Consider the following 12767-nt stretch of genomic DNA (forward strand, 5'->3'; position numbering starts at 1 on the left):
GTAGTTGCACCCCTGCCGTACAGCGCTCCATAGTCGTAACTCGTAAGGACAAGTGACGTCAGTATCTCGCTGGCGTCCCGACTGGCCAGGGAGGCCAAAAACAATGCAGTCCATTCCCGTGGACACGGCGCGGCTCGGCGTACTGCGGTGTGCCAACGCGCCCGAAGTGAAGTTCAGCAACTCCGAGACGCAGGAGGTGAAGAAGGACCGGGACGGCAATCCGGTCTACAGCGTGGCCGTCACCGTGCGGCCGGACGGACGGCGTATCTCCGTGATCGAGATCGCCGTGAGCGGTGAGCCTAAGGGGCTCGAAGCGGGCCAGGTCGTCAAGGTCACCGGGCTGACGGCGTTCGTCTGGTCGATGGGCGACCGCAACGGCGTCAGCTTCCGCGCCGACACGATCACGCCTGCGCACGGATCGGCGGCACAGGGCAAGGGCGGTGACGCGTGATGGGGCCGACCCTGCTCGCGCTCGCCCTGGCGGTACTGGCCTGGGTGCTGGTCGTCGGTGACCTGGTTCGGCGCCACCGTCCGGCCTGGCACTGGTACGTGGTCGGGTACCCCGTGACCGCGTGCCGGGTGGTGTTCACCTGGCGCAGGGTTGCCCTGCTCAACGACCTGTCCGTCTCGCGCCTTCCGGCGCGAACGCTCATCGGGCACCTGCTGGTCAAGGGGGATCCGGTTCGGCCGGCGGCTCCGCGGCTCTCGTTTCCGCGGGCTACCCGCATGGGGTTGACCGTTGCTGTCCAGTTGCACGCGGGGCAGACTCCGGCGACCTACCTGAAGGCGGCCGACGCGTTCGTCCATGCCTGGAAGGTTCACGCGGTGCGCGTGACCTCGCCGGAACGCGGGCTCGTCCTGCTGACGGCGATGGCCAGTGATCCGCTACAGCGGCCCGGATTAGCCACCGCCCCAGCCGAACTGCTCTCCGCGCTCATCGGCGCACTGGAGAGCGGCGGCGCCTGGGTGATGAACCTGCGGCTCGTGCCGCACTGGCTCATCGTCGGGGCCACACGGTCCGGCAAGTCCACCCTGCTGGCCCGGCTGATCAACCAGCTCGCGCCGCAGCCCGTCGCCCTGGTCGGCATCGACTGCAAGGGCGGCATGGAACTCGGCCTGTTCGCCGGACGGCTGAGTGCACTGGCAACCAGCCGACGGGAAGCGGTCGCGGTGCTCGGCGCGCTCGCCCTCGATATGCAGGAGCGAATGAGCGTGTGCCGGTCGGCCGGCGTGCGCTCCATCTGGGAGCTGCCCGACAAGCTTCGGCCGGTGCCGGTCGTCGTGATCGTTGACGAGATCGCAGAGCTGTACCTGTCCGACGGTCGCCGCGAGAGCAAAGCGGAAACCGAGCAGTGCTCCACGCTGCTGCTGCGCCTGGCCCAGCTCGGGGCAGCACTCGGCGTCCACCTGGTGGTGGCCGGACAGCGGGTCGGCTCCGACCTGGGGCCCGGCGTCACCGCCCTGCGGGCTCAGCTCGGCGGCCGGATCTGCCACCGGGTGAACGATCCCGGCACGGCAGAGATGACCCTGGGCGACCTGAACAAGGACGCCGTGGCTGTCGCACAAGCCATCACGGCAGAGGAACGGGGCGTGGCCGTGTGCACCGGCCCGGACGGCAGCTGGAGCCGCGCCCGTTCCCACCTCACGCCCACGGAAGAGGCCGTCTCGACGGCTCGGAAGCACGCAGCACTCACCCCGGATCTGCCCGCGCTCAACCGTGCCCTTGCGGCGCCGGAAGGAGACGACAAGTGATCAGCGAAGGTACGGCGTTCACGTTCGCGGTGGTCTTCGGGATCATCACCGTCCTCCTCGTCCGCTCCCGTGACGTGCGGGCCTGGGAAGCGGTCTGCGTCGGCCTCTTCGGCCTCTACCTCGGCCAGACCCCGGTGATCTACACCGTCCACGGCCTCGTCACGTGGCTGATCAACGGCTTCTCCCACACCTGACCAGAGAAGGGAACGCAACGGCATGCCCATGCCCCGCGTGAGGTGCCCCCACTGTAAGGGCGACGGAGCCCGCAGGACCTGGACCGGACGACAGCGGCGCTGTCGCGTCTGCCGGGGCACCGGAACCATCCGCTGAACTTCGCTCCGCCCGACCCCACAAGGAAGGCGATCCCCATGACCGACAACGCGCACCTACCCACCCACCGTGCCGCTGCGGCGGCCCACCCCGGAAGGTCCCCACCATCACACCGGAGCTCACCCCGGCTGACAGGCGCGCCGTCCTCAACCGCGCGGCGCGCCTGCGTCAGCTGTCCGAAGCAGACCGCGACGCAATCGGCCTCGCCCAAGACCTCAAATTCCCCCGCCTGCTGGAGCAGATCACTGCCACCGGTGGCTGCTCCCGCCCCGTCCACCTCTCCGGCTCCACCACCACCCTGGACGGCACAACCGGCGAAATCCTCCGCCACTACGACACAGGCACCGAACCCGGCGAACGCCTTCTGGTCCGCTGCCGCAACCGCCGGGCAACCGTCTGCCCCGCATGCTCACGCCTCCATGCGGGCGACACCTTCCACCTCGTCCGTGCGGGCCTCCTCGGCGGCAAGAACGTCCCTCCCACAGTCCGCCACCGGCCCCGGCTCTTCGTCACCCTGACCGCCCCGTCCTTCGGCCACGTGCACCGCACCGGAGAGCTGTGCCGCCCCCGCCGTGACCGTGGGACATGCGAGCACGACCGTCCTCGGAGCTGCGGCGCTGTCCACGGCCCCGATGATCCCTCTGTCGGCAAGCCCCTGTGCGCTGACTGCTACGACTACACCGGCCACGTGCTGTGGCACGCGCATGCGTCGAAGCTATGGGATCGGTTCGTCATCGACGTCCGACGGCGGCTTGCCTCCTCGGTCGGTCTCGTACAGTCCCGCTTCCGGGATCACGCCCGGCTGTCCTTCGCCCGGGTCGCCGAGTACCAGAGGCGGGCGGCCGTCCACGTGCATGCGGTCGTCCGCCTCGACGGCCCGAACGGACCGGCGGACGAACCTCCGCCCTGGGCCGCGCGCCTGCTCATCGAGGCCGTGCGCACCTCCGCTCGCCGCGTCCTGGTCCGTACGCCGTACAGCCCCGCCGTGGGCGAGTTGGTTCTGCGCTGGGGAGACCAAGTCGACGTGCGCCCACTACACGCCGGGGGCGACGGGCCTGACGATGATGCCGTAGCCGCCTACGTAGCCAAGTACGTCACCAAGGGAGCGAGCGAGACAGGCGCCGGCATCGACTACAGGGCCACCACCTGGGACGACATCGAGGCAGCGTCCGTGAACGAACACGTCCGCGCCCTCATGCGGACCTGCTGGCGCCTGGGCGGCCTGCCCGAGTACGAACCACTGAACCTGCGCACGTGGGCTCACACGCTCGGCTACCGGGGCCACATCCTCACCAAGTCCCGCGCCTACTCCACCACCTTCGCGGCACTGCGGGCCGAACGCGCCCAGCACGTAGGCGGTGTCGACGTCCCCGGGGCGGTCACGGACAGGCACTGGCGCTACGTCGGCTCCGGCCATACCCCGGGCGCTGCGCTCATCGCCGCCGGAATCGCAGATGACATCGCTGAGAACCGCGCCGTCGCGCGGGAAGCTCTTCGAGCTGGCGGTGATGCCAACTGAGTACTACTTCGGCTAAGGCCAGCGCTGAGCGCGAGGAAGCAGCAGTACGAGCGTGGATCGAGCGGCAGCTACGCGACTCTCCCCCACTCTCCGATGACCAGCTGCGGAGCGTGGGGGAGATCCTCGGACTTCAGCTCATTCGGAAGTCCGCCACACAGGCTTGAGAAGCTCAGGGTCGAATGTCCTGTTGCCCTTGCCACCCGGCACTGCGACCACGGCGCTCAGAACCTTCTTGATCGCCTCGCGCTTCTGCGTGAGCGTCTTCGACCCCCACGAGATCCTGACGTCTTCCTTGGCCTCCTCGGCCTCCGCCTTCAGAGCTTCGTGCGCCCGCTGATCTGCACGAAGCTCCTTGATCCGACGTTCGAGGACCGGGAGATTGCGGAAGAACGTCTCATCATCGATGTCCGTGTCCTCGTCGTCGTGCCAACGCCGCTCCAGCTCGTTGCGGCTCCTGACGGCTCGCTCCAGGGCATCGGCCTTGTCCCAGTCCGGAACGTCCTGGGCCTTGCTCGCCGCATCGCGCTCCAGCTTGGCGATGACAAGTTCCTCGATGGCCATGTCCGTCTTGTCGCCCCGCTTGTAGGTCTTGTTGCAGCCGCCGTCCACGGTCTTCTTGCACATGTAGGCGTGCCGGTACTTGAGCCAGTCGTTCGCCTTGATTCCGATCATCTTGTTGTTGCAGACCGTGCCGTCCTCCAGCACGTGGCCACATCGCAGGATGCCGGTCAGCAGGTACTTGTGGACCAGGCCACCGCGCGGCATCCCGGTTCCTCGGCCACGCTCCCTGATCTTGGCCGTGACCGCGAACCACTCCTTCGGAGTGATGATCGGCTCCCACTCGCCCACGATGGGCTGATCGTCGCCGTCACGTACAAGCTCGCCCTTGATCTCGCGATATCCACACAGCCGCGCGTTCACCAGGACCTGCTTGACGGTCTGGTACTGGAAGGCGTTCCCGCGGCTCGTGATGAAGCCGGCCTCCTTCCACCGGCGCGTGATCTCGGAAATGGAGGCACCCGCGATCACGTCCTTCACCGCCTGACGGATGGCTTCTGCCTCGTCCGGGCGCAACGAGACCTTGTCGTCCTCCCATCCGAAGGGGCGCCATGCCGCTACCGACTGCCCACGGATCGCCCGGCTGCGGTGGCTGTTCCTGCTCCGACGCTCCTTCTTCCTCGTCTCGCTGAGGGACATGGCGACCCCCAGAAGCCCCTTGATCTCGAACCCTTCGGCGTAGAGGTCCTGGATGCCGTTCGAGTCGTGGTAGACCCGTCCTTCCTGCGTAGTGAACGCCTTCAGGTACCGCTCCCAGTCACTCGGGCGCCGGTACAGCCGGTCGTCGTTGACGGCCATGACGCCGTGGATCGGGTACCCGTCCGGCGTCGTCCCGGCAGCAAGATCGGCGAGCAGCTGCTCGAAGTCATCGCGAACGATGTTCTCCTTGCTCGCGCTCTTGTCGTTGTCCGTGTAGCGGTAGACGACGAGCCATCCGAACCTGCGGGCGGTCTCGGTCATGTCCCGGTGCTGGTCCTCGACGCCGTGGGCGTCCTTCACCCGGCCGTCGAACGAGATTCGTGCGTAGCAGACGACGCACTTCAGCTCCGGGTCGGAAGCCAGCATGGCGCGCACTTCCTCGACGGACGGCAGTCCCTCGGGCGTACCTCGCAGCTTGCTGACCAACTCCTCGCGCTTGCCCACGTGTTCCCCCTCGGTCCATGGCTGGGCTGCTGGAACGACCGTAGCGCATGTGGGGGTTCTAGTAATGCTCTACAGCATGAAGATCTCGCAGGACATCCGCCGTGAACACGGCGGTACACGGACCGAGATCGAGGAGGGCATGGCCCTGAAGTCGAAGGAGTTCGCGGCGAGCGGGAACCGCGTGTACCTGCCCATCGCGGACTGACCCGGTCGCGCACAGGCCCGGGGGCTGATGGTCCCCCGGCCTGTGGGTTCGCCCACTCGGGTCGGCCCACTCGGGTCGGCCCGCTCGGGTCGGCCCGCTCGGGTCGGCCCGCGTGATTCGTCGCTCGGGCGGGCTCCGGCGGGTGCTACTCCGGCTGGTGCTCCGGCCCTCCGAAGTCCGGGCTGGTGTAGTCCGGGCTGCTGAAGCTGGGGCGCGAGCCGCGGTCGCCGTCGTCCGGGCTGGTGAACCCCGGGCGGCCGTAGCCGAGGTGCGGCATGCGGCTGACCGGCGTGGACGAGGGCGTGTGATGCAGTGCTGCCGCCGAGCCGGGGTCGACGAGGGCTTCCCGCAGGAAGGGCAGGATGCCACGTTCCAGCAGGGCCTCGTGCCAGGCCTCCTTGGCCTGGGCGACCTCGCCCTGAAGCTCGCCGTACGGTCCGCCTTCCGCCGTGGGCTTGTTCCGCAGGGCCGTGAGCAGCAGTCCCACCGCGGCGACGAGGATCGCCACCGCGGTCACGGCGCCGAACACCCAGCCCGTGGTGAGCATGGTCCGGGCGAATCCCTGATCCGGGTTGAGCATCCGCAGGATGTAGCCGACGAGGAGGAAGATCGCCGCGGCCGTTCCTGCGAGGACGGGCGCGAGGACGGCGACGACGGCGACGGCGCCAGCGCCGGCGGTCTCGGCGACCCCGTCCATGGTGGCGGCGAGCCCCGACGCGCCGGTGCCCGGATCGGCGGAACCCGACTCGCGCACGGCCTGCGGGCCGGCCGACGCCGGCTGTCGCAGTTCGTCACGGACCTTGACGTAGTGCTGGTACTCGGCCGACGCGGCCGCCGTGATGAGTGCGGTCGCGTTCAGCGCCATGGTGCGCAGTTGTTCGGGGTTGAGCCGCTGACCGACAGCGGCCAGTTCGGGACGGTGTGGTGCGGAGCGCAGCGCCTCATCGAGGATCCGCTCGTATTCCTGGCGGTCCTCGCTCAACAAGTGCTGCGGAACGCTGTTCATGTGCATCCCCCGATGCTCCGTAGGGCTTGTGGCTCGGCATGCTGACGAGCCGTCGGGCAGAAACGGAGGGGAGCCTGCTACGGATAAGCCGATGGTAGAGCGGTGACGGTATGCGGTGACAGGGGGTTTACCGAAATTGACCCGTCACCGGCCCAGTCCTCCGAAGGGGAACGCCTGCCCGGTGAACGTTCACGTCTCCAACGGCAGTTGCTGGACCAGCAGCTTTCCGGCCATGGTGACGCCGCCGTCCATCGCGATGGCGAGTCCGTCGGCGTAGACGTGCGGTCCCTCGATCACGGGGTCGCGGTTGTCCTCGTCGTCCTCGGAGCCGACCTCGCCCAGCAGATACGGAATCGGGCTGTGCCCGTGAACGATGCGGGTGCCCCCGTACGTATCGAGCAGGGAGCGCACGGCGTCCGCGCCGCCCTCGTCGCGGAAGGAGAACCGTTTGGTGAACTTGCGGAACAGGTCCCAGACCTCGTCCGCGTCGTTGCGGGTGATCGTCTCGCGGACGGTGTCGTTGACGTCTTCGATGGAGCGGCCGTAGTCGAGGTAGGCGGTGGTGTCGGAATGGACGAGCAGGTGGCCGTCGACCTCCTCGATGGCGTCGAGGCGCGACATCCACTGCAGGTGGTGATCCTGGAGGCGGTCCATGTCGGTCTTCTGGCCGCCGTTGAGGAGCCACGCCGCCTGGAAGGTGGCGGTACCGGCGCCGGAGTTGACGGGGGTGTCGCCGAAGCGCTTGGCACCGAGCAGCAGCAGCTCGTGGTTGCCCATGAGCGCCTTGCAGTAGCCGCCGGCCGCGGCGGCTTCGGCGGACAGCCGCATCACGAGGTCGATGACGCCGATGCCGTCCGGCCCGCGGTCGGTGAAGTCGCCGAGGAACCACAGCCGGGCGGTGCCGGCGCACCAGTTTCCGGCGGCGTCGAGCAGGCCCTTCTCCTGGAGGGCCGACACCAGCTGGTCGAGGTAGCCGTGCACGTCACCCACGACGTACAGCGGGCCCTGCCCGGTGGTGGCCTGGGGGGCGGCGGCGGTCTCGGGGTCCACGGTCACCTGGACAGTGTCACCCCGGTTGATGACGGGAAGGTCGCGCTCGGTCGGCGTGTACCCCTCGGGGTAGGCCTCCTCGGGCGGCGGGGCGACGTCGCCGGGGTGGACGCTGTGGACGTACGGACCGGTCTCGTGGACGTACGCGGGCACCCGGAAGTCGCGCAACGTCGCCGTCCGCTCCACCTCGGGTCCCTGACCGGCCCCCTGAGTCATCGACCCCTCCACCATCGCGCCGCATTGCACCGCATCGGACTGCCTGGTCGTAGCGGCCCGCGGGTGTCGTGGGCCCATCATAGGAATGCGGATCGCGCCATGTGATGACCCAGGGGTGGTGAATCAGAGCAAGAGTCCAGTTCACCGCGGCTTTCGCCCCGATTGGGCCGGGCTTTGACCACCGTGTGACCGTCCTCGCTCTTCTGCTCTTCGCGAGAACGATCGCTTCTCTCCGGGGGACCGGCCCTGTTTCTCCCCAGGAGTACGACCTTCCCTTCACCCGCGAGCGGGACCTACGTCTCCTCGGGTGATCGCGGCGGGCTGACCGTCGTGCGCGGCGAGCGTCGCTGGGACGAGGTGCGCACGATCAGCTCCGTCGGTATGACCTGCTCCACCGGCCGGTCGGACTCCACTCCCTCGATGGCGTCGATGAGGAGCTGCACCACCGCCGTGCCGATGCGGCGCGGCTTCAGGGAGAGCGTGGTGATCGGCGGCTCGGTGTTGGCGTACACGGTGGACTCGCTGCAGCAGACCAGCAGCAGGTCGTCCGGGACGCGCAGGCCGTAGCGGCGGGCCGCGGCGAGCAGGTCGGTGCCGTTGGGGTCGAACAGTCCGTAGACAGCGTCGGGCCGGTCGGGCCGGGCGAGCAGCCGGTCGGCGGCCACGGCTCCCGCGCACGGATCGTGCGCCGGGTAGGCCTCGTACACCGGATCCTGGCCCACCCGCTCGCACCAGCGCAGGTAGGCCGTGGTCGACAGGTGGGTGTACGTGTCCGTCGACGTGCCGGTCAGCAGGCCGATCCGGCGGGCGCCGGCGTCGGCCAGGTGGTCGAGGATGCCGAGGACGGCGGCCTCGTGGTCGTTGTCGACCCAGGCGGTGACCGGCAGCGCGCCGGCCGGGCGCCCGTCGGAGACGACCGGCAGACCCTGCCGGACGAGCTCGCTGACGACCGGGTCCTGGTCGGAGGGGTCGATGACGACGGTGCCGTCCAGGGCGACGTTCGACCACACGTCGTGGCGGGAGGTCGCGGGCAGGATGACGAGGGCGTAGCCGCGGGCGAGTGCGGCGGAGGTTGCGGCCCGCGCCATCTCCGCGAAGTACGCGAACTCCGTGAAGGTGAAAGGTTCATCCCCGTACGTGGTCACGGTCAGGCCGATGAGTCCCGACTTGCCGGTACGGAGAGTCCGGGCGGCGGCCGAGGGGCGATAGCCCAGCCGGTCGGCTACCTCGCGGACATGGCGCCGGGTGGCGTCCGGGAGCCGGCCCTTGCCGTTGAGGGCGTCGGAGACGGTCGTGATGGAGACTCCGGCTGCGGCGGCCACGTCTCTGATGCCCGCCCGACCCGGCCTGCTGCCTCGCCGTGAGGTTTCCGCGCGGCTCACCTGGTGCTTCCCTGCTGCTGTCATGGCGAGCCGATAGTAGGGCTCATGCGGTGGGGTAGTGCGGACGCATATGCACGCGTTGACAGGCACGTTTCTGCATGATCATTTACTGGTAATTGCTTTGGAAACCAAGGGTGTTGAGCGCTCTCATGGCAGTACGTGTCTCGTCGGCGCGCACGAGCCTGCCAAGGGGGCGATGTTGCGAAGAGGTCTCAACTCACCTGCACGAGGGATGCGCGCCACGGCGTGCACCACCGGCGCGTAGATATATGTGAGGCGCGCCCCCGGATTCGTACGCCTTGGTGCGGTGATGCCCCCGATGCCGGTGGGAAGGGGAGCCCTGAGCCCGCTGCTCGGTCGTTGCTATACGCAGCGGCGCCGAATCCTCATAAGGTGAGGAGTATTGGATGTCGGCGGCGGTCATGGGCCGCCGGTCTTCACGAGGAGGACTGCGGTGAGCGAGACGAGCCCCAAGCTGCGCGCCGAGCTGGAGGGGATCCCCACCTACAAGCCGGGCAAGCCCGCTGCGGCGGGTGGTCCGGTGGCCTACAAGCTGTCCTCCAACGAGAACCCGTACCCGCCGCTGCCTGGCGTGATGGAGACGGTGACGGCGGCGGCCTGCGACTTCAACCGCTACCCGGACATGGCCTGTACGGCGCTGATGAACGAGCTGTCCGAGCGGTTCGGCGTGCCCCTCTCCCACCTGGCCACCGGTACGGGTTCGGTCGGTGTCGCCCAGCAGCTGATCCAGGCCACTTCCGGCCCGGGTGACGAGGTGATCTATGCCTGGCGCTCGTTCGAGGCGTACCCGATCATCACCCAGATCAGCGGCGCGACGTCGGTCCAGGTGCCGCTGACGCCCGGGGACGTGCACGACCTCGACGCCATGGCCGACGCGATCACCGACCGGACGCGGCTGATCTTCGTCTGCAACCCCAACAACCCCACGGGCACGGTGGTGCGGCGGACTGAGCTGGAGCGCTTCCTGGACCGGGTCCCGAGCGATGTGCTGGTGGTCCTCGACGAGGCCTACCGCGAGTTCATCCGCGATCCCGAGGTTCCGGACGGCGTCGAGCTCTACCGCGACCGGCCCAACGTATGCGTGCTGCGGACCTTCTCGAAGGCGTACGGCCTCGCCGGCCTGCGTGTCGGTTTCGCCATCGCCCACGAACCGGTGGCCGCGGCGCTGCGCAAGACGGCGGTGCCGTTCGGCGTGAGTCAGCTGGCGCAGGAGGCGGCGATCGCCTCGATGCGGGCCGAGGACGAGCTGTTCGGCCGGGTGGGCTCGCTGGTGTGCGAGCGCACGCGCGTGGTCGACGGGCTGCGCTCGCAGGGCTGGACGGTGCCCGAGACCCAGGCCAACTTCGTGTGGCTGCGGCTGGGGGAGCGCACCGTCGCGTTCGCTCAGGCGTGTGAGCAGGCGGGTGTGGTGATCCGGCCGTTCCCGGGTGAGGGTGTGCGGGTCACGGTCGGGGAGGCCGAGGCGAACGACATCTTCCTGAAGGTGTCGGAAGGGTTCCACAAGGAGCTGTAGCCCGTCTCAGCGGGCTGGATCAGGCTTCCAGAAGTTCCACGCGTACGGGTTCGCCGTCCCGCACTGTCGCGAGCAGACCGGGGTCGCCGTCGAGGCGGCCCAGGACGTTGCACGGGCTTGCGAGGCGGCACTCGTCGCCCCGTGAGATCGGTGTGGGCCCATAGGGGAGGGCGAGGGCGTCGCCGTCGGTCCAGAAGGCGACGGTGCCCGGCTCGACGACCTCGCGGGCGCCGGTTTCACGTGAAACCGAAACTCCCGTGTCGAAGTACACCTCCTCGCCCCAGGTGCGCGCTGTCGAGACGAGGGGCAGCGCTTTGGCGAGTGCCTGGCTAGTCGGGGTGTCGTCGAGCGACGCCGTGAGATGGCCCGCCGGCCAGGAGATCCGTATCCGTAGTGGTGTCGGTGTCTGCATGCCCTCGATTCAACAATATGTTGAAGTTCGGGCCAAGAGGCCGGTTGTGACCGGCGCGACAGGGGACCCCCTCCTGGGCTCGAAAGTCCGTGCTGCATAATGGCTTGTGAATGTGAACGCTTTCACAAGCGTAAGTAAGGAGCGGCGACGTGGACCTGGCTTTGGCGCCGGAGACCCTGGCGCGGTGGCAGTTCGGCATCACCACCGTCTACCACTTCCTGTTCGTCCCACTGACGATCTCCCTGGCCGCGCTCACGGCCGGTCTGCAGACGGCATGGGTGCGGGCGGGCAAGGAGAAGTACCTCCGGGCGACGAAGTTCTGGGGCAAGCTCTTCCTGATCAACATCGCGATGGGCGTGGTCACCGGCATCGTGCAGGAGTTCCAGTTCGGCATGAACTGGTCGGACTACTCGCGCTTCGTCGGTGACGTGTTCGGTGCGCCGCTGGCCTTCGAAGCCCTGATCGCCTTCTTCTTCGAGTCGACCTTCATCGGCCTGTGGATCTTCGGCTGGGACAAACTGCCGAAGAAGATCCACCTGGCCTGCATATGGATGGTCTCGATCGGAACGATCCTGTCGGCCTACTTCATCCTCGCTGCCAACTCCTGGATGCAGCACCCGGTGGGCTACCGGATCAACGAGGCGAAGGGCCGGGCCGAGCTCACCGACTTCTGGCTGGTGCTGACCCAGAACACCGCCCTCGCCCAGGTCTTCCACACGCTCACCGCGGCCTTCCTGACCGGTGGCGCCTTCATGGTCGGCATCGCCGCCTTCCACCTGGTCCGCAAGAAGCACGTCCCCGTGATGAAGACGTCCCTGCGGCTGGGTCTGGTCACCGTCGTCATCGGTGGCCTCCTCACCGCGATCAGCGGCGACGTGCTCGGCAAGATCATGTACCAGCAGCAGCCGATGAAGATGGCCGCGGCCGAGGCGCTGTGGGACGGCGAGAAGCCGGCTCCCTTCTCGGTCTTCGCCGTCGGCGACGTCGACAAGGGCCACAACAAGGTCGCCATCGAGATCCCCGGCCTGCTGTCCTTCCTCGCCAAGGACGACTTCAGCTCGTACGTGCCCGGCATCAACGACGTCAACAAGGCCGAGCAGGAGAAGTACGGGCCCGGTGACTACCGGCCCAACATCCCCGTCGCCTACTGGGGTTTCCGGTGGATGATCGGCTTCGGCATGACGTCGTTCGCCATCGGCCTGGCCGGGCTGTGGCTGACGCGCAAGAAGTTCATGCTGCCGCAGCACCTGCGGGTGGGCGGCGACGAGGTGCCGCATCTCGTGCTGCTGCCGAAGAAGGCGCTCGGCCCGACCCTCACCAAGTGGTACTGGCGTATCGCGATCCTCACGCTGGGCTTCCCGCTGATCGCCAGCTCCTGGGGCTGGATCTTCACCGAGATGGGCCGCCAGCCGTGGGTCGTCTACGGCCTGTTCCAGACGCGTGACGCCGTCTCCCCCGGTGTCTCCCAGGCCGAGGTCATCACCTCCATGGTCGTCTTCACCACGCTGTACGCGATCCTCGCCGTCATCGAGGTCAAGCTGCTGGTCAAGTACGTCAAGGCGGGCCCGCCGGAGCTCACCGAGGCCGACCTCAACCCGCCCACGAAGATCGGCGGCGACTCCCGTGACGCCGACAAGCCGATGGCCTTCTCGTACTAGGC

The 12767-nt window shown here is 68.2% G+C and carries 12 protein-coding genes; 7 read left to right on the forward strand and 5 right to left on the reverse strand.

The features are described 5' to 3' along the window. Window positions 1-103: 103 nt before the first annotated feature. The 4 genes from GTY56_RS10490 to GTY56_RS10505 all read left to right on the forward strand — a co-directional run bounded on the left by GTY56_RS10490 (window position 104) and on the right by GTY56_RS10505 (window position 3601). Window positions 104-451 carry an SCO3933 family regulatory protein gene (locus GTY56_RS10490; protein ID WP_003991453.1) on the forward strand — a complete coding sequence of 116 codons (348 nt, stop codon included), beginning with the start codon at window positions 104-106 and terminating at the stop codon, window positions 449-451. Beyond that, window positions 451-1752 (forward strand): FtsK/SpoIIIE domain-containing protein, encoded by a 1302-nt coding sequence (locus tag GTY56_RS10495; RefSeq protein WP_161364710.1) that lies wholly within the window; start codon window positions 451-453, stop codon window positions 1750-1752. Before GTY56_RS10490 ends, GTY56_RS10495 begins: the two co-directional genes overlap by 1 nt. Then, entirely contained in the window at window positions 1749-1946 is a 198-nt protein-coding gene (locus GTY56_RS10500; RefSeq protein ID WP_003991451.1) for a hypothetical protein, read from the forward strand. Before GTY56_RS10495 ends, GTY56_RS10500 begins: the two co-directional genes overlap by 4 nt. Before the next feature lie 299 nt (window positions 1947-2245). Continuing rightward, window positions 2246-3601, forward strand: a complete 1356-nt coding sequence (locus tag GTY56_RS10505; RefSeq protein ID WP_161364800.1) for a replication initiator — start codon at window positions 2246-2248, stop codon at window positions 3599-3601. A 135-nt stretch (window positions 3602-3736) separates the two neighbouring features. Here the strand turns inward: GTY56_RS10505 and GTY56_RS10510 are convergent, their stop codons facing one another. Next, window positions 3737-5302, reverse strand: coding sequence for a recombinase family protein (locus tag GTY56_RS10510; RefSeq protein ID WP_346345458.1), 1566 nt, complete (start codon window positions 5300-5302; stop codon window positions 3737-3739). 76 nt (window positions 5303-5378) lie between these two features. On the opposite strand from GTY56_RS10510, the gene GTY56_RS41110 reads away from it, so the two are divergent. Next, the gene (locus tag GTY56_RS41110; protein WP_272923355.1) at window positions 5379-5507 is read left to right on the forward strand and encodes a hypothetical protein; all 129 of its coding nucleotides are present in this window, start codon (window positions 5379-5381) and stop codon (window positions 5505-5507) included. A 145-nt stretch (window positions 5508-5652) separates the two neighbouring features. On the opposite strand, the gene GTY56_RS10515 is transcribed toward GTY56_RS41110, so the two are convergent. The 3 genes from GTY56_RS10515 to GTY56_RS10525 all read right to left on the reverse strand — a co-directional run bounded on the left by GTY56_RS10515 (window position 5653) and on the right by GTY56_RS10525 (window position 9185). Then, window positions 5653-6519: a hypothetical protein gene (locus GTY56_RS10515; protein WP_161364712.1), complete on the reverse strand. Its 867-nt coding sequence runs from the start codon at window positions 6517-6519 to the stop codon at window positions 5653-5655. Between the two features lie 183 nt (window positions 6520-6702). Next, the gene (locus GTY56_RS10520) at window positions 6703-7794 is read right to left on the reverse strand and encodes a metallophosphoesterase (protein ID WP_272923354.1); all 1092 of its coding nucleotides are present in this window, start codon (window positions 7792-7794) and stop codon (window positions 6703-6705) included. Between the two features lie 278 nt (window positions 7795-8072). Beyond that, window positions 8073-9185 carry a LacI family DNA-binding transcriptional regulator gene (locus GTY56_RS10525; RefSeq protein WP_161364716.1) on the reverse strand — a complete coding sequence of 371 codons (1113 nt, stop codon included), beginning with the start codon at window positions 9183-9185 and terminating at the stop codon, window positions 8073-8075. A 430-nt stretch (window positions 9186-9615) separates the two neighbouring features. On the opposite strand from GTY56_RS10525, the gene hisC reads away from it, so the two are divergent. Beyond that, entirely contained in the window at window positions 9616-10695 is a 1080-nt protein-coding gene (gene hisC, locus GTY56_RS10530) for a histidinol-phosphate transaminase (RefSeq protein WP_161364719.1), read from the forward strand. Window positions 10696-10714: 19 nt separating this feature from the next. Here hisC and GTY56_RS10535 read toward each other — a convergent pair whose 3' ends face one another. Beyond that, on the reverse strand, window positions 10715-11107 hold the full coding sequence (locus tag GTY56_RS10535) for a cyclophilin-like fold protein (RefSeq protein WP_161364721.1): 393 nt from the start codon (window positions 11105-11107) through the stop codon (window positions 10715-10717). Between the two features lie 149 nt (window positions 11108-11256). Between GTY56_RS10535 and GTY56_RS10540 the strand changes: the two genes are divergently transcribed. Then, window positions 11257-12765, forward strand: coding sequence for a cytochrome ubiquinol oxidase subunit I (locus GTY56_RS10540; RefSeq protein ID WP_161364723.1), 1509 nt, complete (start codon window positions 11257-11259; stop codon window positions 12763-12765). The last annotated feature ends 2 nt before the right edge of the window (window positions 12766-12767 follow it).

The sequence above is a fragment of the Streptomyces sp. SID5643 genome, from assembly GCF_009872555.1.
In the GTDB taxonomy this organism is placed as follows: domain Bacteria; phylum Actinomycetota; class Actinomycetes; order Streptomycetales; family Streptomycetaceae; genus Streptomyces; species Streptomyces iakyrus.

Excerpts from the sequence above, each read along its gene's own strand:
- GTY56_RS10490 (WP_003991453.1), top strand. The coding sequence starts at position 104 with ATGCAGTCCATTCCCGTGGACACGGCGCGGCTCGGCGTACTGCGGTGT.
- GTY56_RS10495 (WP_161364710.1), top strand. The coding sequence starts at position 451 with ATGGGGCCGACCCTGCTCGCGCTCGCCCTGGCGGTACTGGCCTGGGTG.
- GTY56_RS10535 (WP_161364721.1), bottom strand. The coding sequence starts at position 11,107 with ATGCAGACACCGACACCACTACGGATACGGATCTCCTGGCCGGCGGGC.
- GTY56_RS10520 (WP_272923354.1), bottom strand. The coding sequence starts at position 7,794 with ATGGTGGAGGGGTCGATGACTCAGGGGGCCGGTCAGGGACCCGAGGTG.
- GTY56_RS10515 (WP_161364712.1), bottom strand. The coding sequence starts at position 6,519 with ATGCACATGAACAGCGTTCCGCAGCACTTGTTGAGCGAGGACCGCCAG.
- GTY56_RS10525 (WP_161364716.1), bottom strand. The coding sequence starts at position 9,185 with ATGACAGCAGCAGGGAAGCACCAGGTGAGCCGCGCGGAAACCTCACGG.
- GTY56_RS41110 (WP_272923355.1), top strand. The coding sequence starts at position 5,379 with ATGAAGATCTCGCAGGACATCCGCCGTGAACACGGCGGTACACGGACC.